The organism is Streptomyces sp. NPDC031265 (genome assembly GCF_055570295.1).
On record NZ_JBVIHM010000024.1, the window covers coordinates 25,110 to 46,230 of the forward strand.

The following is a 21,121-nucleotide window of genomic DNA, read 5'->3' on the forward strand; positions in this document are numbered from 1 at the left end:
TCGTAGCCCGACGATGACCTCGCGGGGCGCGTTCTGCCTTTCCAGCGCCTGCCTCGTACGGTCGTCGAGGCTCAGGTCGCCCGGGGGCGAGCGCAGGGCACCGTCCTCTATGGCGAGGCGGTTCTGGTCCTCCATCTGGTGGGGCGGGGAGGGGGCCGCGGCCGGGGACTTCGCCAGATCACGCATGATCCCCGCGGCCCGCACGGCACGAGGACCGAGGGAAGGCCCGGTCGCGCTCGCGTTGAGGATGGAGCCGCCCGCACTGTTGATCAGCGTGTTGAACCAGACGGTCAGCCCCTCGTGCTGGGCGCCCTGGATCTCCACGAAGTGCGCTTTGCCCTGCCGGGCGAGGGCGCCGGCCACGTCAAGCATCTCGGCCCAGGTCCTGGGCGGGGTAGGCGCCAGGTCCTTGCGATACCACAGAAGCCGGGTGTTGGTGTGGTACGGGACGGCGTACAGCTCGCCTTTCCAGGTCGAGGTCTGCAGCGGTGCGCGCAGGATGCCCTTGACGGCCTGCCGCTTCGCTGTCCCCGTCCATTCCCGGATCCAGCATGCCTCGGCGAACTCCACCGCCCAGGTGACGTCCAGGCCCAGGATGTCGAGCGAGTCGTCCTCGGCGGCGAGCCTTCGGACATGCTGCTGGCGCTGGCCGTCCGCGGCACGCGGGAGCTTGTTGTAACTGATCCTGTAGCGGCCGCCCGACGCCTGGCTGCACCGGTCGGCCGCCTTCTGGAGCGCACCGGAGTCGTCGGGGAAGTTGTACCAGTTGAGGGTGGGCCTACCGGAGCCCTCGCCACTGCAAAGCGGCGAGTGATCACCCAGGGCCGACCCCGTACTGGTCCAGGACCTCACAGGCCCGGGCGGTGCCGTCCTCGGCTTCCAGGGCCCGGCCGAGCCGACGCGCGGCCTCGGCGTAGGAAGCGTGCCGGGTGAGGGCCTGCAGGCGCTGGGCGAGGGCGGCAACGGTGAGCTCACGGACCGGCAGGGGCGCGGGCCCCGCGCCGAGCTCGTGCACCCGTGCGGCCCAGTAGGGCTGGTCCCCGAAGAACGGGCAGATCAGGGATGGTCTTCCGGCGCGCAGTACCGAGGCCGTCGTGCCTGCACCGCCGTGGTGGACGACAGCGGCCATCCGGGGAAACAGCCAGTCGTGGGGGGTGTCGCCGACCACAAGGATGTCGTCCTCGCTGGTGGCGGGGTCCCCTGGCAGCACTCCGCGCAGGTTCGCCCGACGCAGGGCCGTCCGTACGAGGGCGTCGGTCGCCTTGGGGTCGCCGGTCCTCATGCTGCCGAATCCGACGTAGACGGGCGGGGGGCCGTCGGCCAGGAAGGCAAGCAGTCGCCGTGAGGGTTTCCACAGCGGCTGGTCGTGGTGCCAGAAGCCGGTGACGTGGACGTTCGGTCCCCAGTCGGACGGCCGCGGTACGACCGTGGGGCTGAACGCACACAGCACGGGGGCTTGGCGAACCTGCCGGAAGGGGGCCGACAGGGAGAGCGCCGGGAGGCCGAGGCTCTCCCGGCGCCATGCGTTGACGAACCGCCGGAACACCATCCAGGACCCGAGGTCGACCGCACCGTAACTGAGCCGGTTGCCCACGCCCCCCAGCATCTGGGCAGCCGGTGCGAACGGGTGCGGAAAGGCCTTCGTGGGCTGGCTCGGCTGGAAGTGAATGACGGCGTGCGGGACTTGGAGGTACTGGCTCAGGTGAACGCCGAGGAAACTGAAGGTGGGTGCCAGAACCAGGTCGGCTCCCTTCGCACCGGCCTGCGTCTCCTCCAGCATCGGCATGATGCAGGGCCGCAGGACCCGGTCCATACGGCGGATGAACGCCACCGGGTTCCGTCGTCCGGCGAGGAGTTCCTGCCCCTCGGCGGACTCGATGATCTCCGCGGGGTCGACCGGAAGGGGATGGAGGTCCAGGCCCGCCTCGGCGATCAGACGCCGATAGCGGACGCTGGCCAGGATCCTTACCGTGTCGCCCCGACGGAGCAGTGCTCGCCCCAGTGCCAGGCAAGGCTGGACATCGCCGCGGGATCCCGCGGCGAAGATCACTACTGTCCGCATGACGCCGCTACCCGAGCGACTTCATGACCGTCGGCCAGATGCCGTGCAACTCGTTCCGCCAGTACGGCCAGGAATGCGTCCCCGGCTTGTACACATGCGTCGTGACGTCGACACACGCCGAGCGGAGCGACTGCGCGAATCTCTCGATCTGCGACGACAGCGGTGCCTCGCCCAGCATGCTCACTAGAAACGCATCGGGGGAGTGTCCCGTGTCCAACGGTCCGGGCTCGCCGCTGCCCGCGGACAGATAGACGCGCGTTCCCCGGAAGGAACGCGGCATGGCAGCGGGGTTGTGGGCTCGCCAGACTCTGGCGTTCTCCACCGGGTCGCCCCACACATCTTTGATGTCGATGCCCTCTCTCCCGGTACCGAGCGCGAGTTCCAGGCGCACGGCAGGGTCGTTCAGATCCACGTAAGTACTCATTGAGGCCACGTAACGGAACATCCCTGGGTGGTGCGCCGCGTAGTTGAGTGCGCCGAGACCTCCCATGGACAGTCCCACGATGGCTCGTGAGGGGCCCGCACGGTACTTCTTCTCCATGAGCCGCACGAGTTCGTCGGTGTGAAAGGTTTCCCAGCGGGGAGCACCGGCGAACCAGTCACTGTAGTAGCCGGCCCTTCCGGCGTCCGGCATGACGATGATCACGTCGGACTTCGCCAACGCTTCCACATCCGTCTCACGTGTCCAGGACGTGTAGTCGTCGTTGCCGCCGTGGAGCATGTAAAGAACCGGAAAGGTGGCTTTCGGCCTTTTTTTCCAGCTCGTGGGAAGAATTACGCGGACCGGGATCGACATTCCCATCGCCGGAGAACTGACCGTGAGATCGCGCATCCGGTCGTCGATGGCTTTCACGGCAGTGACACGAGCCTCCGCGTAGTGAGGCCCGGACGTGCCGTCCGGTCTCCGCTCAGCCGCATGCGCCTCGGTCGAGAGGAGAGCGGCGGCGAGCCAGAGGCACACCAGATTCGTTCTCGCGTACTTCAGAAAAATGACCCGCACAGCCGAAAGTATGACGAAATGCATGGGTCATCACCGGCAGACACTCCGTTCAACGGAGGGCAGTAGCCCGTACAGCCGAGCGGCGTCGGCAGGGCAGCGGGTGAGCGGCTCTCGTGCCGGGGCGGCCGCACGGACTGTCCAGGCCATCAGCACATCGGCAAGGCCGGTGTGCTGTGTCTGGCTCCGCGTACCGGGCTCGGCGTCACCGACTCGCAGGCCCGTGCTCGGGTGGGCGAGGAGCGGTTGCGCCTGTTCCGCAGGTGAGCCCCACGGAACAGGCGCGGTGCGCCGATCACTGGGTGGGCCACCCCATGGCGCGGGTGACGTGCTGCGCGATGGTCTGGACGTGGGGGCGGTCGATGACGGACAGGTGGTCGCCCTCGACGGGGACGATCTCGAGGGTCTGGCACAGGGGCGCCCATCCGAGGTCGGCGTCCTGCCGGAGGTAGCGCGGGTCCAGAGCGGTGGTGAGCTGCTGCGGTTGTTTGGCACGGTAGAGGACTACGTGGCCCTCCTGGGGACGGGGAACATACCGTTCGCCGACGCGGGCATCGACGTACGAGGTCCGTTGGTGCTCCATGATCCCTGGGCTCATGTCGAGGCCTGCGTCGGCGACCAGACGCATGATCACGTCGATCTGCTGATCCTCCGGGGTGGCCGCCAGCTCTTCGTAGGGCAGGTCAAGGCGGTGCCCGTACGTCTTCTCGAGGTATTCGGCGAAACGACCGAAACGCTCGAGCAGGAACTCCCGTGATTCCGGTTGCGGCAGGGCGGGGGGCAGGATGGTGTCGATCAGTCCGAGGAACCCGATGCCCTGTCCTTCTTGCCTCAGTTGACGGGCCACTTCGTAGGCGAGACACCCTCCGAAGGACCAGCCGAGCAGGTGGTAGGGCCCTTCCGGCTGGATGTCACGGACGAGTGTGCGGTAGTGGGCCGCCTTCTCCTCCATGGTGCTCAGCTCGTCGACGCGTTCCAGGCCGTACACAGGCTGTTCGGCCGGCAGCAGCCCCATCAGGGGCAGGTAGACCGAGGTCGGGCCGCCGGCGGGGTGGAAGGTGAACAGTGGGGGCCGTTCCGACCCGGCGAGCGGGGGGCGCAGGATGGTGAGTGCCGACCGGCCGGTTCGGTTGACGACCGGCCGGATCAGTTCGGCGACGGCTGCGACGGTGCGCTGGGCGAGGATGGCGTCCGCCGTCAGGCTCGGTTCGGTGTCGTCGCCGAGGCGTCGGCGAATGGCGTCCGCCATGGCCGCGGCGGCGGCCTGGCCCCCGCCGGCGGTGGTGGTGAAGTCCTCCCGGATGTCCTTGGGCCCTTGCTGCAGGACTTCGGCCCAGGCGCTCGCAACCAGCCGCTCCGCGGCGTCCCTGGGGCCGAGGAAGCTCGGCATCGTGGGTGTGGACGGCTCGGCCTGCCGTGTGTCGTCGGGCGCCGTCGGCTGGGAACCGGCCGTCGGCTCCGTGGCGTCGAGACCGAGTTGTTCAAGCACCTCGCGGCTGAGTTCACGCAGGCTGGCGCCACGCAGCAGCCGGGGGGCGGGCAGGTCGATGCCGAAGTCCTGGCGGAACGCGTTGCGGATGCGCACCGCCACCAGGGAGTCCAGGCCCAGTTCGGTCAGCGGGACCGTCTCGCTGAGTTCGGCGGCCATGAACCCCATGATGGCTGCCGTTCTTCTGACCAGGCGTGCGTGCACCATGTCTGCGGCGGAGCTGCCGAGAGCCGCGATGCCGTGGGGGCCGACCCAGTCTTCGGCGCCGGGTGAACCGTCCGCGAGGACGTCGGAGAAGAAGGGGATGGCGGACAGGCCGGGGAACGCCCCCAGCATGCGGTCCGTGTCGAGGTGGACGACGCCTACGTGCGCGCGATTGAGGGAGACGAGTGCCTGCAGGACGTCCATTCCCTCGCTCATCTGGATGGGCTCCAGGGCCGGCGCCGGGTTTCCGGCCGCCATGCCGACGTTCTCCCAAGGGCCCCAGGCGATGGAGGTCGCGGGCAGGCCGCTGGCTCTGCGGCGGTGGGCAACGGCGTCGAGCCAGGCATTGGCGGCCGCGTAGGCGGACTGTCCGGGTGAGCCGAGAAGTGCCGCGACGGAGCTGTAGATCACCCACCAGTCCAGATCGTGGTCGGCGATGACCGCCTCGAGGTTCCGGGCTCCGACGGCCTTCGGTCGCAGCATCGTGTCGATGTCCGCCGGTTCGAGGTCGGTGATCACGCGGTCATGCAGTACGCCGGCACAGTGCGCGATGCCGCGCAGGCTGTGGCCCTCGGCGAGGGCGGCACGCACCAGGTTCGTGGACACGTCTGGGTCCGCGATGTCCCCTTGGACCACGGCGACGGAGGTTCCCCGGTCCTGCAGCTCGGCCAGGACGGCCTGGGCCTCGGGCCCCGGGGCACGGCGTCCGTTGAGGACGATGCGCCCGGCACCCTGCTCAGCGAGCCGGCCCGCGGTCGCCAGGCCCAGTCCGGTCAGGCCCCCGGTGATGATGTACGCGCCGTCGGGACGGGTGAAGGCCACGTTGTCGTTGCGCTGTGCGCTGAGGTCGGCCCGGGCGAGATGGGCGGTGAGGCGTGTGCCGGCCCTCCAGGCGATCTCGTCCGCGTCGCCGCCCGCGAGGAGTTCGCGGGCGAGGTCGTCGACCGCGCCGGGCTGTTTGTCGATGTCCACCAGCGACGCCCGCAGATGAGGGTGTTCGAGCGCGAGGACCCGGACGAGTCCACGCAGGCAAGCGAGATACGGCGTCCCCGGTTCCCCGGACCCCGTCGCCTGTGCCAGCACGGTGGCCATCCACAGGCGCGGGGGTTCCCGGTGCGTGGCGCCGGCCAGGCGGCGCGCGAACCGGGCCGCCCTGTGCAGTGGCCGCATGTCGTCGTCGCGTTCGTGCCGCTGGAAGAACAGGACTACGGCGCTGGGGCCGTCCTGCGGGGCCTCCAGCCAGGCGTCGAGTACGGCGTCGCAGGCGTCGTCCCGGGCATCGGTCGGCGTGACGTCGACACCGCCGGCTTCCAGGGCCGCCACGAGCGAGGCCGTGGCGCCGCCCGCGGCGTCCGGTTCGTCGCTGACGAGCAGGGCACGTTGCAGACGGCGCGCCGGCAGGGGAACGGTGGACTTCTCCCACTGGATGTCGTAGGTGAACGTCTCGAGGGACCGGGGCACTGCGCGCCGCTCGACGGGCCGCAGCTGAACGAACCGGGCGACGATCTCGCTCGTGGCGCCCCGGGCGGAGACGTGCCACTGGCCGACGCCCGCCTCCGCCGGGCCGACGCCGTCGACGGGCGTGCAACGGATGTCATAGCCGGTGTCGAGGACGCCCTGCCCCTTGATGTGCAGGGACCGTACGCCGACCGGGACGGTGTGTGCGGCGGCCTCGACGGCGCGGTCGCTGCCCGGTGCTGTGTCCGCAGCGCTCTGCGCCTCCAGCATTGCGGTCAGGACATGTGCGTAGGACGACCGGTGGGGGGACCGGGGGTCCTCGGGGGCGAAGTGCCGGACGAGGGCCGGCGCCGGTTCCGACTCGGGGTCGTGCTCGCCCTGGGGTTCCGGGTCGCGGGTGACGCGGGCCGAGGCGTAGCAGCGCCAAGTGGTGCCGGGGCCGCGGGCGTGGAGGGTGATGGTTCCGTGGGTGCCGGAGGCCGGTTCCCACACCGCGGTCAGGGGGGTGCTGCCGGAGATGGCGAGCCACTGATGGATCTGCAGGTCCTCGATGCCGAGGTGGGTGACGCCCTCCCGGGCCCACAGGTCCAGGCCGGCTTCGATCACCAGCTCCGCCACCTCCACGAGGGTCAGCACCGCTCTGCCGTGGACCGTGCTGCGGGTGCCGTGCCGGCGCGTGCCGACGTCTCCCCGCCACAGCACGGCGCCGGTCCTCGGGTCGTCGGTGCGCCCCCCCAGCAGGGGGTGGCCGCCGGGTTCGGTCGATTGGGCGGAGCGGGGGAACCAGAACCGTTCGTGCCGCCACGCGGGTGTGGGCAGTGCGGTGCGCGCACCGGCGGGCCACAGCCCGGGGTTCAGCGTGACGCCGGCGAGGTGCAGCCTGGCCAGCGCGGCCCGTACCTGAACGGTGTCGTCGGTGTTCTTGTGCAGGGTCGGGACGACCAGCGCCTGGTCCCCCGCCGGGGTGGCGTCGAGGCTCTCCGCGAGCGGGACGACGACGATGGGGTGGGGCGAGATCTCCAGGAACAGGGTGTGGCCGTCCTCGGCTGCCGCTGTGACCGCCTGTTGCAGGCGCACCGGGCGGCGGACGTTGGCGCACCAGTAGCTCGTATCGGCTGCCGTGCCTGCGCGGGGATCATCGAGGACTGTGCTGTACCAGGGTGTGGTGGGTGTGTGCGGGCGCAGGCCGACAAGATCTTCGCGCAGTGGCCTCAGGATGGGATCGACCAAGGCTGAGTGTGCGGCTCCGCCAGTCTCGAGCAGTCGGGCGAGCCGACCCTGCTCGGTCAGCTCGTCCACCAGGTCGCGCACCGCTTGGGCCGGCCCGGCCACCGTGCAGCGTTGGGGCGAGGACTGGACGGCGACCTCGACACCGGGAAAGCGGCTGAGGATGGCCGTCCGGGACTGTACGGGAAGCTCCACCGCGGCCATCGCGCCGACGTGTTCGGCTTCGAGGGTGGCGAGGTGGGCCGATCGGCGGGCGATGACGCGCAGTCCGTCGCGGTCGTCGAGAGCGCCGGCGACCACGGCGGCTGTGACCTCGCCCATCGAGTGGCCGATGACGGCGGCGGGTTCCACGCCGTAGGCCTGCATGGTCCGCGCCAGGGCCAGCTGGAGTCCGAAGAGCAGCGGCTGGATCCGGTCCACTGTCCGGGCGGAATCGGACATGAGCATGTCGGTCAGTGAGGAGCCGGTCTCCGCGAGGAAGTTCGTATCGAGCGCGGACACCTGGGCGGCGAAGAGAGCGTCGTCGCTCAGCAGGCGCCGCCCCATGCCCTCCCACTGTGAGCCGTAACCGGAGAAGACGAAGACCGGTCGGCGCGCTGTGAACGACTGCGCCGCTCGTGCGTCGGTGCACGCGGCGACCACGCCGGGAACCGTCTCCCCCCGGGCCAGCGCGGCCAGCCCGGCAGCCGCCTCGGAGCGGGTCCGCGCGACGACGGCGGCGCAGGACGGGCCACGGCGGTGCGAGGCGAGCGTGTGGGCGATGTCGGTGAGGGCGGGCGCGTCGTCGGCGGCCACCCATCGCGACAGACTCGCGGCCGCGTCGGCGAGCCGGTCCGAGGAACGGGCGGACACCACCAGGATGTGCGGGTGGTCGGCCTCTTCGTCCTCGACCCGCGTAGGCTGCGCGGGATTCGCAGCGGTCGGCGGCGCCTGCTCGAGTACGGCGTGGGCGTTCGTACCGCCGAAGCCGAAGGCGGACACACCGGCGCGCCCCGGGCGGTCCCCGGAGGTGGGCCATGCGGTCGGTTCGGTGACCACGCGCAGGCCCAGCCCGGTGAAGTCGATGTGGGGGTTGGGGCTGTGGAAGTGCAGGCTGACCGGGATACGGCCGTGATGCAGGGCCAGCGCGGTCTTGATCAGGCCGATGATGCCGGCCGCGCCTTCGAGGTGGCCCAGATTGCTTTTGACCGATCCGATCAGCAGTGGCCGGTCGGGCTGCCTGCCACGTCCGACGACCGCTCCGAGGGCGGTCGCCTCGATGGGGTCCCCCAGCAGGGTGCCCGTTCCGTGCGCCTCGACATAGTCGACGTCGGCCGCGTCGATGCGTGCGTCGCGCAGGGCGTCGCGCAGCAGCGCTTCCTGCGCCGCCGGGTTGGGTGCCATGAGGCCCGCCGACCGGCCGTCCTGGTTCACGGCGGTGCCCCTGATGACGGCGAGCACCCTGTCGCCGTCGCGCAGGGCGTCGGCGAGCCGCTTGAGCACGACGACGCCGCAGCCCTCACCGCGGGTGATGCCGTCCGCCGCGGCGTCGAAGGGTTTGCATCTGCCGTCCGCGGCCAGTGCGCCGGCCTGTCCGAGCGAGGCGGTGACCGCCGGGGACAGGAGGAGGTTGACTCCCGCGGCCAGTGCCGTGTCGCACTCCCCGCTGCGCAGGCTGCGGCAGGCCAGGTGCACGGCCACGAGGGACGACGAACAGGCCGTGTCGATGGTGATGCTGGGGCCGCGGAGATCGAGCAGATAGGACACGCGGTTGGCGACGATGCTGCCGGCGGCACCGGTGCTGGTCCACGGGGTCAGTCGCGCGGGATCCGAGGTGGTCAGATGCCCGTACTCGAGGGCGCTCAGGCCGACGAAGACGCCGGTGGGGGTGGACTGCAGGGCGTGGGCGGGTACGCCCGCATGGTCCAGCGCCTCGCAGACGACTTCGAGCAGCAGCCGTTGCTGGGGATCCATGACTTCGGCCTCGTGGGGCGTGATGCCGAAGAACTTGGCGTCGAATCCCTCGATGTCGTCGAGAAAGCCGCCCCACTGTGTGGTGGATTCCATCAGGGCGGTGACATCGGGCGCTGTGCCGGCGAAGTTCGGCCAGCGTTCTTCGGGCACCTGGCCGACCGCGTCCGATCCCGCCGTGAGCTGTTCCCAGAACGCGTCCGGCCCGTGTACGTTGCCGGGCAGACGGCAGCCGATGCCGACGACGGCGATGGCACCGTCGTCAGTGCGGGCGGTGGTGGCCGCCTCGTCCGGCGCACGGGGCTGCCGGTCCGACTGCGCGGCATCGGCCTGGTCGGCCTTCGTCAGGGCGGCGACGAGTTGTCCGATGGTGGGGTGCTCCCACAGCAGCGTGGCGGACAGTGGTCGGTCGAGCATCTTCTCCAGTTCGCCGGCCAGCCCGACGGCGTCGCGGGAGGTGAGGCCGTACTCCGCCAGAGGCCGGCCGTCGTCGAGCTGTTCCGGCGAGATGCCGCTGATGTCCGAGACCAACTGCACCAGTGCGTTCCGCAGTTCGGCAACGCCCGATCCGGAGCGGCCCTCCGTGGTGGAGGTGGTGGCCTGGGCGTTGTCCTCGACCGGCTCCTGGTGTCCGCCTGGCTGGTTCATACGTTGCCGGTCTCCCTCTGCACGTGGGTGCCGGAGGTCCAGGCACCCCGGAGGTAGTGCTCACGGCAGGCACCGCGGGCGACCTTCCCGCTGGTGGTGTGGGGCACGGTGCCGGGCTGGGCGAGGACGAAGTCGTGCATCGCGATGGCGTGACCGGCGGACACCGCCACGTGTACGGCGCGTGTCGCCTCGTCCCGGACCCTGTGGGGTTCCGCGAGGTCACGGGCGTGCTCGGCGACGACTACCAGGCGTTCTCCGTCATCACCGGGGAGGGAGAACGCCGCGGTGTGATGGCGGCGGATCGCCGGGTGGGCGTTCTCGACGGTGTGCTCGATGTCCTGCGGATAGTGATTCGTCCCGTCGACGATCACGAGATCCTTGATGCGACCGGTGATGTAGAGGTGCTTGTCGTGCCACAGACCAAGGTCTCCTGTGCGCAACCAGTGATGCGTCCCCTCGCCCGGGTTGTCGCCGTGGAGGGTGGCGCGGAAGGTGGCCTCGCTCTGTTCCGGGCGTCCCCAGTAGCCGCGTCCGACGTTGGGGCCACGCAGCCAGATCTCGCCCACGCGCCCGTCCTCCAGCCGGACGAGGCCGACCGGGTCGACGATGGCGGCCTCCTGGTCGGTGGGCCGTCCGCAGCCGACCAGGCGGGTCACAGCCTGTCCCTCGGTGCCCTCGGCCGGCCGGGCGGTGCCGGCCGCCAGCGCGTCACGGTCGAAGGCGGTGACGGTCGGTTCCACACCGGCCGGTGAGGCGGAAACGAACACAGTCGCCTCGGCCAGCCCGTAGGACGGGCGCATCGCCGTGGGGACCGCGCCGACCGGGGCGAAGGCCTGCTGGAACCGCTGGAGCGTCTGCTCGGCGATGGGTTCACTGCCGTTGACCATGGCGGCGACCGATCCCAGCGACAGCTTCGCGCGCTCCTCTTCGGTGACGCGGCGCACACAGTAGTCGTACGCGAAGTTGGGGGCGGCGGTGAGCGCTCCCGGGTGTTCGCTGAGCAGCCGCAGCCATCGGACGGGCTGTTGCACGAAGGCCAGCGGATCCATGAGCACGGAGTGGACGTTGCCGACGACAGGAACCGCGATCGCCAGCACGAGCCCCATGTCGTGGTACAGCGGAAGCCAGCCGACGGTGCAGTTGCGCCCGGCTCGGATGTCGTACGCCTTCAGCGCCTGACGTGCGTTGGCGCAGACGTTGGCGTGGGTGATCTCCACGCCGGACGGCATGCGGGTGGAGCCCGAGGTGTACTGCAGGTAGGCACAGTCCTCGGGGCGCGGATGAGAGGGCTCACCGCCCGTCGGTTCGGCCCTTGCCGCCCAACCCGAAAGCAGGTCCTCCTCGGTGACCACGCGCACGCGGAGGCCGTCCTGGTTGGCGCAGAACTTCTCCGCGGCCTGAAGCGAGTCGGGGCTGGTGAGGGCGAACACCGGGTCGGCGTCGGCGAGTGCGGTGGCCAGTTTCTCAGCATGGCCCGGCAGAGCCGGGGGGAAAAGGGGAACGGCGATCGCACCGGCGCACGTGGCCGCGAGGAAGCCGACGACGTAGTCCAGGTTCTGCGGACCCACGACGGCCACCCGCTCGCCGGCCGCGCCGCCGTGACGCAGGACCGCCGCGAGGGTACGTACCCGCTGCTCCAGTTGGCGCCACGTCAGACAGCTGGAGACTCCGTCGCGATCGGTGCTGAAGTCCACGAAAGTGAACGCTTTTTCATCGGGGGTCTGCGCCGCGGCCCGGGCGAGATGATGACTGATCGTGTCCTTCATGGTTTTCAGCACTAAGTCACCGAACCTTCGTTCTCGACAGGCAACGGAACTCCTCAGCCGTCAGTCTGTCAGGTGAATTGATGACAGCCGTCGCCGCCTCATCGATTCCCAATGGATAGTGGCAGTGGTGAGCGATCAGCCAAACACGGCGGCGTACCAAGAACGCAGCGCCACACCGAGAGCCCCGCCCGGTCGGCGTACGGAAACCGAGCGGCGTTTTCCGGCAGCACACCGGATACCGTAATCAGGGTGTCCGGAAGTCGCGCCTGCCATGCCCACGGGGCAGAGTACACAGAAAGGGTGCGCAGAACGTGGCGGTCCCTTACCACCGTCCGCGCCGGCCAAGGCAGGTATCGTGAGCCGACTGCGTGTCCTCGCAATCCTCGTGGCTGTACTACTGCCTTCCTTCATGACGGCCCTGGACAACACCATCGTCAATGTGGCCCTGCCTCAGATCCAGGCCCAACTCGCATTGAGCGAGGCCGACCTCAAATGGGTTGCGGCCATTTATCCTCTCACCCTCGCCAGCCTTCTGCTGCTGGGCGGACATCTGGCCGACACCGTCGGGCGGCGTGCGACGCTGTCGCTCGGTGTCGCCCTCTTCACCGTCGCATCGGTCGGGTGCAGTGCGGCACCCTCGGGGATGGCGCTGATCGCCTGCCGAGGGCTGCAGGGAGCGGGCGCGGCGCTGATCCTGCCGGCCTCGCTGGCGGTCCTGTCGCACGATCTGCCGCCTCGCGCGCGCAATGCGGCATTCAGCGCCACCACCGCCGCGTTGGCTTGCGCGCTGGCCTGCGGCCCGGTGGTCTCCGGTGTCATGACACAGCACCTGGGCTGGGAGTCCGTGTTCGCCATGAACACGCCACTGGGCTGCGCGAGCCTCCTCGTCGGCTTCCTCGTCCCCCGGCCCGGACCCTCGCCCCGTGCCGCGCCCACGCCCTCGGCCACACTCTCTCTCCGCGTCGTCGCGTTGGCCTGTTGCTCGCTGGCGGCCCTCGCCTACTGCCTGATCGAAGGGCCTGAACAGGGTTACGGCGGCATTCCCTTCGCCACGTCAGGGGGCATCGTCGCCGCATCGGCCGTCGCCCTTTCCTACGAACTGACGTCGCGCCGGAACACCGTGCTGCGACTCCTCTTCCGGCAACGTCCTTTCGTCGGCGGAATCATTACTCAACTGCTGTGGGGGCTGAGCGTGAGCGGAGTCTACTTCTTCACATCCCAGTTTCTACAGAACGGCCTCGGCCTCGCCCCGACGTCAGCCGGGCTGGCATTCATTCCCGTGGCCTTTTCCCTGATCGTCACCACCCCTTTCATCGCGCGTATGGCGCGCCGCTGGGGAGACGGCCGGCTCTCCGCTGCGGGCCTGCTCCTGGTCGGACTGGGGTTGCTGATGGTCGCGCTGGGCAGCTCCGGAGGGAGTCTTGTCCATATTCTGCCCGGACTTTCGGCCATCGGCTTCGGCTCTGCGCTGGCCATTCCGCTGACCACCCGCGCTCTGGAATCCTCACCCCATCACCTTTCCGGAATCGCGGCCGGATTGTTCAGCGCCGTCCGCGAGGCGTCCGGAGTCGTCGGGATCGGTCTGGTGGGCGCCGTCGTGTCGTTCGTGGGACATGCCGCAGCCGGGGCCGATGACTCGAATGCCTTTCTCTCCGGCTACCAGGCCGGTCTGTGTTTGGCGTCAGCGCTGGTCGGGGCGGGAGCTCCCGTCGCGTTGTGGGCGCTGCGACACCGCAGAGGTACACCAGAAGGCGGCAGGAAAGCGCCCGCCTTCACCTCGAAGCCAGGACCGTGACGGGTCAGGCCTGAGTCTGTGCGGTCGATCACGACGCTGGATGCGCCCAGGAACGCGATCTCGCCGCTCAGGGCCGCCGCGGCGGCCCGCGGTGCCGACGGTCTGCGCGGGGCGAACCGGTCCCCAAGAATGATCAAGGGGCCGTTTCAGATCTCCTCTGAAACGGCCCCCGAACTGCGACTTCGTAAAGTCGGGACGACAGGATTTGAACCTGCGACCCCTTGACCCCCAGATCGATGGGGCGGAGGAAAAATCGCGACATAAGCCACAATTTGAGGGCGCATAGCGCGCACGGACGTACCCGCCGTGCACCCACCGACGTGGGAGCTGGTCCCCAACTGGTCCCCAGAAGCACCGCCGTTGCCGTCTCGACCTGCGCACCTTCTCACGCACGGGCAATAGGGGGAAACGGCTCAGGAGGCGTTGTGACGCCGCATCTCCTCGGCTCGGCGTCGCAGATCGCCGACGACCTCACGCCAACGCCCTTGACGGGGCGTCACCTGCGGGCATCCAGTCGGCGTCTGGCCCGGCCTGCCCGGGCGGCCGCGCGTCCTGCACTGCGCGCGCGACCGGCCGACGAAGCTCCAGCCGGTCGCCGGAGGCTTCGGCGTGACGACAGTGCCATCGCGGCTCCCGCGGGTGCTGCCGCCCGGAGTGAGCCCACTGCGGGTCGAGGGCGCACCTCCCGAGATCCGCCGGGTCCTCGTGACACGCCTCCCTGGCCACCCCACCCCGGCGCTCGTGGTCGTCACCCGAGCGATCACCTCGACCGCCTGACCGTCGCCGCAGCCCGCCGAAAGCGCGGGCCGGTTCGCCGCCGACGCCCATCAGCCGGTCGTCAGCGGCGGGCGGCCCGGCGTACGGCTGCCTCGGTGAGGGTGCTCGCGGTGTGCACGGCGCTGGCCACGGCCTCGTCGGGGGCGAGCCCGCACAGGTCCATGAGGCAGAAGAGGGCCTCCGCACTGACGGTCACGGCGAGGTCCCGCTCGAGCTGCGCGAACGCTTCCGGCTCCGTCGCCCCCAGCGTGTCCCGCAGCGGAATCAGCGCCTGGTCGATCAGGCCGAAGCGAATGCCGGGCCGGGCGGTGGCCGTCTCGGGCCGGGTGACGGTGGCCGCGATCATGGCGCGCACCGCACCCTGGCGGACGAGGACGCCGCGGAGCAGGAACTCACAGGCGAAGGCCACCCGTTCGACGGGATCGGCGGAGCGGGCGACCGGCCGCAGCGCATCGGCGGGTGTGGGCCAGACTCCGGCCAGGGACTCGCCGATGAGCGAGGGGAGGTCGGGGAAGTACCGGTAGGCAGTGGCCTCGGAGACCAGCGCCGCGCGGGCGATCGCAGGCATGGTCACCTCCGCGCCCGTACCGATGAGCGCGCGAGCGGCCTCGACAATCGCGGTACGTGTGCGCTGCTTCTGATTGCTGCGGCCCGCCCCGGTCCCTGTCGTCATCACTTCGTCCCCATTCCCGCGCGTCCATGCCTGCCAACCCTATCAGCGCCCTCTCGTTATGAGAGTTCACTTGCATGACGCTAGCCAACCCCCTTAATCTCGTGAGAGCGAACTCTCACGAAGGGGTCAGGTATGTCAGAGGTTTCCGTGGTCGGCCCGAACAGCGGCGAGACGATCCGCCTGGGGCGGACCCAGATGCGCATCCTCGAGGACGGGACCACCACCGGCCACCGGCTCGGAATCGGCGAGATCACTCTCGCCCCCCACACCGAAGGACCCCCGCAACACCGGCACGCCCAGCACGACGAGGGCTTCTACGTCGTCTCCGGCACCGTGCACTTCACCATCGGGGAGACGGTCCACGTCGCCCCGCCCGGCACACTCGCGATGATCCCACCCGGCGCCCCGCACACCTTCGCCAACCTCGGCGACGAGCCGGCGGTGATGATCAACACCTTCACGCCCGATCTCTACGTGCAGTACTTCCGCGATCTGCGGGACATGATCGCCGGCGCCGGGGAGCTGACCCCGCAGGCGACCGTCGAGGCCATGAGCCGCTACGCCACCGTCCCCGCCACCGACTTCGCATGACGCCCCCGTACCGTCCAGGAGGAATCCCCATGACCAGCACCGTCCACACCCTCGCCCACCCCTCCGGCACGCTCGACCTCACCGTCGACGACCAGGGCCAGGGGCGCACGTACCTGCTGCTGCACGGGGGCGGCGGCCCCCAGACCGTCGCCCCCTTCGCGCGGCTCCTCGCCGAGCAGCGCCACGCCAGGGTCATCACCCCCTTCCACCCCGGCTTCGGCGGCACCCACCGCCCCGACTGGCTGACCGACGTCACCACCCTGGCCGAGAGCTACGCCCTGCTGCTGGACGAGCTCGGCCTCACCGAGGTCACGGTCGTCGGCAACTCCATCGGCGGCTGGATCGCCGCCGAACTGGCCCTGGCCGGCAGCGACCGGATCAGTGCCGTCGTACTCGTCAACGCGGCCGGCATCCACGTCCCCGGCCACCCGATCGCCGACACCTTCTCCCTCACGCCCGCCGAACTGTCCAAGCTCGCGTTCCACGACCCCGCCGCGTTCGCCGTCGACCCCGCCACCCTCCCGGAGGCCGCCCGCGCCGTCATGGCCGCCAACCGCTCCGCCCTGGAGGTCTACTCGGGCCCGCACGTGATGGCCGACCCGGGCCTGCGCGGACGGCTGGCCGCTGTCGCGGCGCCGGCCCTCGTCGTGTGGGGCGCCAGCGACCAGGTCGTCGACGTCGACTACGGCCGCGCCTACGCCGCGGCCTTCCCCGACTCCGAATTCCGCCTCCTTCCCGATACGGGGCACATGCCCCAGATCGAGACCCCCGGCCAACTCCTGTCCGTCGTTGCGGACTTCGCCGAGGCCCGGCGCTGAGTGGGAAGCACCCGCGCCCCCGCGCCAGGCCGCGGCCGGCCACCGCTCGTGCTGGCCGTCTGCTGCCTGGGCGTGCTGCTGGTCAGCCTCGACACCACCATCCTCAACGTCGCCCTTCCCGCGATCCGGCAGGACCTGGACTCCTCCGTGACCGGCCTCCAATGGACCCTGGACGCCTACACCATCGTTCTGGCCGCACTGCTGACGTCGACCGGTTCCGCCGCCGACCGCCTCGGTCGCAAGCGCGTCTTCCGGCTGGGGCTGATGCTGTTCACCGCCGGGTCGACCCTGTGCAGCCTTGCACCGACGACAGCCTGGCTCGTGGCCTTCCGCACGGTGCAGGCGGCGGGCGGTTCCATGCTCACCCCGGTCGCCATGGCCCTCCTCACGCACGCCTACCCGCATCCGCGTGAGCGGGCGCGGGCGATCGGCGCCTGGGGCGCGGTCGTCGGACTGAGCATGGCTGCCGGACCGGTCCTCGGCGGCCTCCTCGTACCGTGGGCGGGGTGGCGATCGGTGTTCTGGGTGAACGTGCCGATCGGTCTCGCCGCCCTCCTGCTCACCACGCTCCACATCCCCGAGTCCCGGGCGCCACACCCCCGTCGGCCGGACCCGGTGGGACAGATCCTGGTGACGGTCCTGCTCGGTACGCTGACGTACGCCCTCATCGAGGGGCCCGGCGCGGGCTGGACCTCGCCCCCGGTCATGGCTGGTCTGATCGCCGCAGCGGGCGCGCTGGCCTGGCTCGTACCGTACGAGAGCCGGCGCGACGAACCCCTGATCGACCCGAGGCTGTTCCGCAGCGCGCCTTTCAGCGGAGCCACGGCGACCGCGGTCTTCGCGTTCGCCGCGCTCAGCGGCTTCCTGTTCGCCAACACCGTCTACCTGCAAGGAGATCTCGGACTGAGTCCGCTGGAAGCCGGGCTGCGGCTGCTGCCGATGGCGGCGCTGTCGCTGCTGTGCCCGCCGCTGTCCGGGCGGATCGTCGGCAGTCGCGGCCCGCGCGTTCCGCTGCTGATCGCGGGGGCGGGTATCGCCTCCAGCGGCGTGCTGGCCACGCTGGTCACCCGCTCGGCCCACCCCTCTCCGCTCCTGCTGTCCCTGACGTACGCGCTGTTCGGGCTGGGCTTCGGCTTCGTCAACGCGCCCGTCACCGACACGGCGGTAGCCGGCTTGCCGAGCTCCCAGGCCGGGGTGGCCGCCTCGATCGCCGCGACCAGCCGGCAGGTCGGCGCGGCTCTTGGTATCGCGCTGATCGGAGCCGCCGCAGCCTCCGGGGCGCGGTCGGCGGCCTGGTGGGCCATCACCGGATGCGGACTGGCCGTCGTGGCCCTGGCAGCCGCCACCGCACGACGCGCCGCGGCCACCGCCGGTCCCCCGCCGACGAAGAGCTCCCCCGCCAGCCCGGGGCCCGTGCCCGTCCGCCGGGCGGGCCCGGTACGCGAAGACGCGTAACCTCGGTCAGTGGTTGTCGCCGGTGGCGAAGTCGGGCAGCTCGGTGGACAACAGATGTTCGGCGGCACCGCCGAGGAGCTGGGCCATTTCCGTGGAGCGGGGCGGCACGGTCTTCTCGTAGGCGCGGACCGCCGGCCGCGGCCGCACCAGCCCGCGAAACCGTCGACACCATCGACCACACCCTCACCGGAGCCCAAAGTGCCGGCCACGAAACGGACCATTGGGCGTGGCTGCGACCACCACGCGACCACATCCACCGGCTCCGCGAAGCCCTCCGCCGACTCCGCTCCCCCGCGCCACCGGCTTCAGCACCACGGCCGACCAGCCACAGACCGGACGTGCGACCACACTGCGACCACCATGGCCCCGGACACACAAAAGGCCGCCCTCTCATTAGCGAGAGAACGGCCTCCGACCTGCGTGAAGCAGAGTCGGGACGACAGGATTTGAACCTGCGACCCCTTGACCCCCAGTCAAGTGCGCTACCAAGCTGCGCCACGTCCCGGTGCCCGTCTGACCTGGGGTTTCCCCCGGCCGGTCGTGCACGAGAACCATACCTCACTCATGGCCGTGTTCCGGTACGGGGAGCGACGGCGGGGGACAATGGGCGCATGGAGACTTCTTCTCGCCGGGACCGGGACGCCGAGGGGCGGGCGCGCAACGCGCGGCCCAGGGACGGGCTGGGGCGGCCGCTGCCGTACGGAGCGTCCGGAGTGGAGCGGCAGCCGGAGGGTCTGGCGCGTACCCCGGACGAGACCGTGCGGGAGGCGCAGCGGCTGCTGGACGCGGGGATGCCGTTCCACGCGCACGAGGTGTTCGAGGACGCCTGGAAGGCGGGGCCGGAGAGCGAGCGCGAGCTGTGGCGGGGGCTCGCGCAGCTCGCCGTCGGGCTCACCCACGCCGCGCGCGGCAACGCGAAGGGCGGCGCCGCACTGCTCGCGCGGGGCGGTGACTCGTTGGGGCGGTACGTGGGGACACCGCTGTACGGGATCGACCTGGCCGGGCTCATGGCGTGGGCGCGGGAGCTGGCGGAGCGGCTGCCGGGGCCGGTGGACGCGCGGGCCGAGGCGCCGAGGCTCACCGGCTGAGCGGCCCCGCTCCGGACCGCCCCGGCTCAGCGTCTGACCAACACCACTTCCAGCGTGCGCGGTCCGTGCACCCCCTCCACCCGGTCCAGCTCGATGTCGCTCGTCGCGGACGGGCCCGAGATCCAGGTCAGTGGGCGGGTGGGGTCGAGCCGCGCCATCGCCTGGGGTACCGACGCCACGACCTGTTCGGGCGCCCGTACCACGCAGATGTGGTGGTCGGGGACGAGTGTGATGCGGCGTCGGCCCTGGTCGGGGCCGCCGTCCAGGACGATCGTGCCCGTCTCGGCGATGGCGAGGGCGCACCCCGTGACGACGCTGTCCACGGCGTCCAGTTCGGCCGCGGTGGACTCGGGCCGGTCCTGGACGCGTACGGCGTCGGTCGCGCCGAGCCACTCGGGGGGCAGCCCGGCCGGGACCAGGACCGTCGATGAGCCGCGCTCGGCGAGCAGCCGCGTCAGGAGCGCGGGCAGCCCCTCGGCGTCCGTGCGGTGCACGAGCGCCCGGTACTCCGCCAGGTTCTCGTGCAGCAGGTCGAGTACGGCGGCGGGGTCGTCCGGGGTGTGGGCGGTCAGGTAGTCGCGGGTGACCTCGGGGGCCTCGCGGGCGTCGGCCACGGCCGTGCGGACGCGGGCCAGGATGCGGTCGCGGGAGCTGCGCCCCGTGCCGGTACTCGAAGCGGCGCCCGTCTCGCCGTCCCCGCGCCTCATCGCCCCTCCCCCTTCCACCAGTCGCGGAACGACTTCTCCGGCAGCTCCGGCAGCGCGCGGCTGTCCGTCCAGGCCCCGGCGCCCGGCAGCTTCTTCGGGTGCAGTCGGCGGGTCCGGGTCGCCGCGCGTTCGGCCGCCGCCATCACTCCCGGCCGGTCCATCGCCCAACTCGCCGCCTTCATCGCCGCCTTCTCGAGCCGGTGTCCCTTGCCGCCCCGGTCCGCCACGCGCTCGCGCAGATGGACCAGCACCTCGGGGATGTCGATCGCGACCGGGCACACCTCGTAACACGCCCCGCAGAGCGACGAGGCGTACGGCAGCGAGGCGTCGATCTCGCTTGCGGTGCCCCGGAGTTGGGGGCTGAGGATGGCGCCGATGGGGCCAGGGTAGACCGAGCCGTACGCATGGCCGCCGGCCCGTTCGTACACCGGGCAGACGTTGAGGCAGGCCGAGCAGCGGATGCAGCGCAGCGCCTGGCGGCCCACCTCGTCGGCGAGGGTGTCGGTGCGGCCGTTGTCCAGCAGGACCAGGTGGAAGACGGAGGGGCCGTCGCCGTCCGTGGTGCCCGTCCACATGCTGGTGTACGGGTTCATCCGCTCGGCCGTGGACGAGCGCGGCAGTGTCTGGAGGAAGACCTCCAGATCCTGCCAGGTGGGGATCACCTTCTCGATGCCGACCACGGAGATCAGCGTCTCGGGGAGGGTCAGGCACATCCGGCCGTTGCCCTCGGACTCGAAGACGACGAGGGTGCCGGTCTCGGCGACCATGAAGTTCGCGCCGGAGACGCCGACCTTGGCGCGCAGGAACTTCTCGCGCAGATGCAGCCGGGCCGCCTCGGCCAGTTCGGCGGGACTGTCGGTCAGCCCGTCCGGGGCCGAACGGCCCCACTTCCCCATCTCCTCGCGGAAGATGTCCCGGATCTCGCCCCGGTTGCGGTGGATCGCGGGGACCAGGATGTGGGACGGGCGGTCGTGTCCGAGCTGCACGATCAGTTCGGCGAGGTCCGTCTCGTACGCGGAGATGCCCTCGGCGGCGAGTGCCTCGTTGAGGCCGATCTCCTGTGTGGCCATCGACTTGACCTTGACGACCTCGCGCTCCCCCGTGGCCTTGACCAGGTCCGCGACGATGCGGTTGGCCTCGTCGGCGTCGGCGGCCCAGTGGACGGTGCCCCCGGCCCGTACGACGGACTCCTCCAACTGCACCAGATGGCGCTCCAGATGGCGGAGGGTATGGTTCTTGATCTGTTTGCCCGCTTCGCGCAGCTGCTGCCAGTCGGCGAGTTCGGCGACCGCTTTGGCGCGTTTGTCGCGGATGGTGTGGGTGGCGTGCCGGAGGTTGGCGCGCAGGGTGCTGTTGCCGACCGCGCCCCTGGCCGCCTCGGGGAAGGCGGGCATACCGACGAAGGTGCCACTCATG

General features: G+C 70.7%; 14 protein-coding genes, 1 tRNA gene and 1 pseudogene. 6 read left to right on the forward strand and 10 right to left on the reverse strand.

The window, feature by feature from the left end; genetic code table 11:
* Positions 1 to 99 precede the first annotated feature (99 nt).
* The 5 genes and pseudogenes from ACZ499_RS29620 to ACZ499_RS29640 all read right to left on the reverse strand — a co-directional run.
* Positions 100 to 822, reverse strand: a pseudogene (locus tag ACZ499_RS29620) (extracellular solute-binding protein); the annotation flags it as partial.
* Positions 815 to 2,062, reverse strand: a complete 1,248-nt coding sequence (locus ACZ499_RS29625; RefSeq protein WP_468679318.1) for a glycosyltransferase — start codon at positions 2,060 to 2,062, stop codon at positions 815 to 817. The gene ACZ499_RS29625 and the pseudogene ACZ499_RS29620, both read right to left, overlap by 8 nt.
* Before the next feature lie 7 nt (positions 2,063 to 2,069).
* Positions 2,070 to 3,086 carry an alpha/beta hydrolase gene (locus tag ACZ499_RS29630; protein ID WP_468679319.1) on the reverse strand — a complete coding sequence of 339 codons (1,017 nt, stop codon included), beginning with the start codon at positions 3,084 to 3,086 and terminating at the stop codon, positions 2,070 to 2,072.
* Positions 3,087 to 3,354: 268 nt separating this feature from the next.
* Positions 3,355 to 10,035, reverse strand: a complete 6,681-nt coding sequence (locus ACZ499_RS29635) for an SDR family NAD(P)-dependent oxidoreductase (protein WP_468679320.1) — start codon at positions 10,033 to 10,035, stop codon at positions 3,355 to 3,357.
* Positions 10,032 to 11,801, reverse strand: coding sequence for a fatty acyl-AMP ligase (locus ACZ499_RS29640; RefSeq protein ID WP_468679321.1), 1,770 nt, complete (start codon positions 11,799 to 11,801; stop codon positions 10,032 to 10,034). Before ACZ499_RS29640 ends, ACZ499_RS29635 begins: the two co-directional genes overlap by 4 nt.
* A gap of 355 nt (positions 11,802 to 12,156) precedes the next feature.
* On the opposite strand from ACZ499_RS29640, the gene ACZ499_RS29645 reads away from it, so the two are divergent.
* Positions 12,157 to 13,596 carry an MFS transporter gene (locus ACZ499_RS29645; RefSeq protein WP_468679322.1) on the forward strand — a complete coding sequence of 480 codons (1,440 nt, stop codon included), beginning with the start codon at positions 12,157 to 12,159 and terminating at the stop codon, positions 13,594 to 13,596.
* Between the two features lie 609 nt (positions 13,597 to 14,205).
* A complete protein-coding gene (locus tag ACZ499_RS29650; RefSeq protein ID WP_468679323.1) occupies positions 14,206 to 14,373 on the forward strand; it encodes a hypothetical protein in 168 nt (55 codons plus the stop codon).
* A 61-nt stretch (positions 14,374 to 14,434) separates the two neighbouring features.
* Here the strand turns inward: ACZ499_RS29650 and ACZ499_RS29655 are convergent, their stop codons facing one another.
* Complete coding sequence (locus ACZ499_RS29655; protein WP_468679324.1) at positions 14,435 to 15,046, reverse strand: TetR/AcrR family transcriptional regulator; 612 nt, start codon at positions 15,044 to 15,046, stop codon at positions 14,435 to 14,437.
* Positions 15,047 to 15,178: 132 nt separating this feature from the next.
* Between ACZ499_RS29655 and ACZ499_RS29660 the strand changes: the two genes are divergently transcribed.
* Genes ACZ499_RS29660 through ACZ499_RS29670 form a run of 3 tightly spaced genes read left to right on the forward strand, consistent with a single transcriptional unit; the run spans position 15,179 to position 17,910 of the window.
* Complete coding sequence (locus ACZ499_RS29660; RefSeq protein ID WP_468679325.1) at positions 15,179 to 15,637, forward strand: cupin domain-containing protein; 459 nt, start codon at positions 15,179 to 15,181, stop codon at positions 15,635 to 15,637.
* Positions 15,638 to 15,666: 29 nt separating this feature from the next.
* Positions 15,667 to 16,455 carry an alpha/beta fold hydrolase gene (locus tag ACZ499_RS29665; protein ID WP_468679326.1) on the forward strand — a complete coding sequence of 263 codons (789 nt, stop codon included), beginning with the start codon at positions 15,667 to 15,669 and terminating at the stop codon, positions 16,453 to 16,455.
* Positions 16,456 to 16,503: 48 nt separating this feature from the next.
* Positions 16,504 to 17,910, forward strand: coding sequence for an MFS transporter (locus ACZ499_RS29670; protein WP_468679327.1), 1,407 nt, complete (start codon positions 16,504 to 16,506; stop codon positions 17,908 to 17,910).
* 6 nt (positions 17,911 to 17,916) lie between these two features.
* Here ACZ499_RS29670 and ACZ499_RS29675 read toward each other — a convergent pair whose 3' ends face one another.
* Positions 17,917 to 18,057 carry a hypothetical protein gene (locus tag ACZ499_RS29675; protein WP_468679328.1) on the reverse strand — a complete coding sequence of 47 codons (141 nt, stop codon included), beginning with the start codon at positions 18,055 to 18,057 and terminating at the stop codon, positions 17,917 to 17,919.
* 284 nt (positions 18,058 to 18,341) lie between these two features.
* Positions 18,342 to 18,415: transfer RNA gene (locus tag ACZ499_RS29680), tRNA-Pro, on the reverse strand.
* Between the two features lie 106 nt (positions 18,416 to 18,521).
* Between ACZ499_RS29680 and ACZ499_RS29685 the strand changes: the two genes are divergently transcribed.
* Positions 18,522 to 18,998 (forward strand): DUF309 domain-containing protein, encoded by a 477-nt coding sequence (locus ACZ499_RS29685; RefSeq protein ID WP_468679329.1) that lies wholly within the window; start codon positions 18,522 to 18,524, stop codon positions 18,996 to 18,998.
* 26 nt (positions 18,999 to 19,024) lie between these two features.
* On the opposite strand, the gene ACZ499_RS29690 is transcribed toward ACZ499_RS29685, so the two are convergent.
* Positions 19,025 to 19,705 (reverse strand): LutC/YkgG family protein, encoded by a 681-nt coding sequence (locus tag ACZ499_RS29690; protein WP_468679330.1) that lies wholly within the window; start codon positions 19,703 to 19,705, stop codon positions 19,025 to 19,027.
* Positions 19,702 to 21,120, reverse strand: a complete 1,419-nt coding sequence (locus tag ACZ499_RS29695) for a LutB/LldF family L-lactate oxidation iron-sulfur protein (protein WP_468679331.1) — start codon at positions 21,118 to 21,120, stop codon at positions 19,702 to 19,704. The genes ACZ499_RS29690 and ACZ499_RS29695 overlap by 4 nt, the downstream gene beginning before the upstream one ends.
* Position 21,121: the final 1 nt, after the last annotated feature.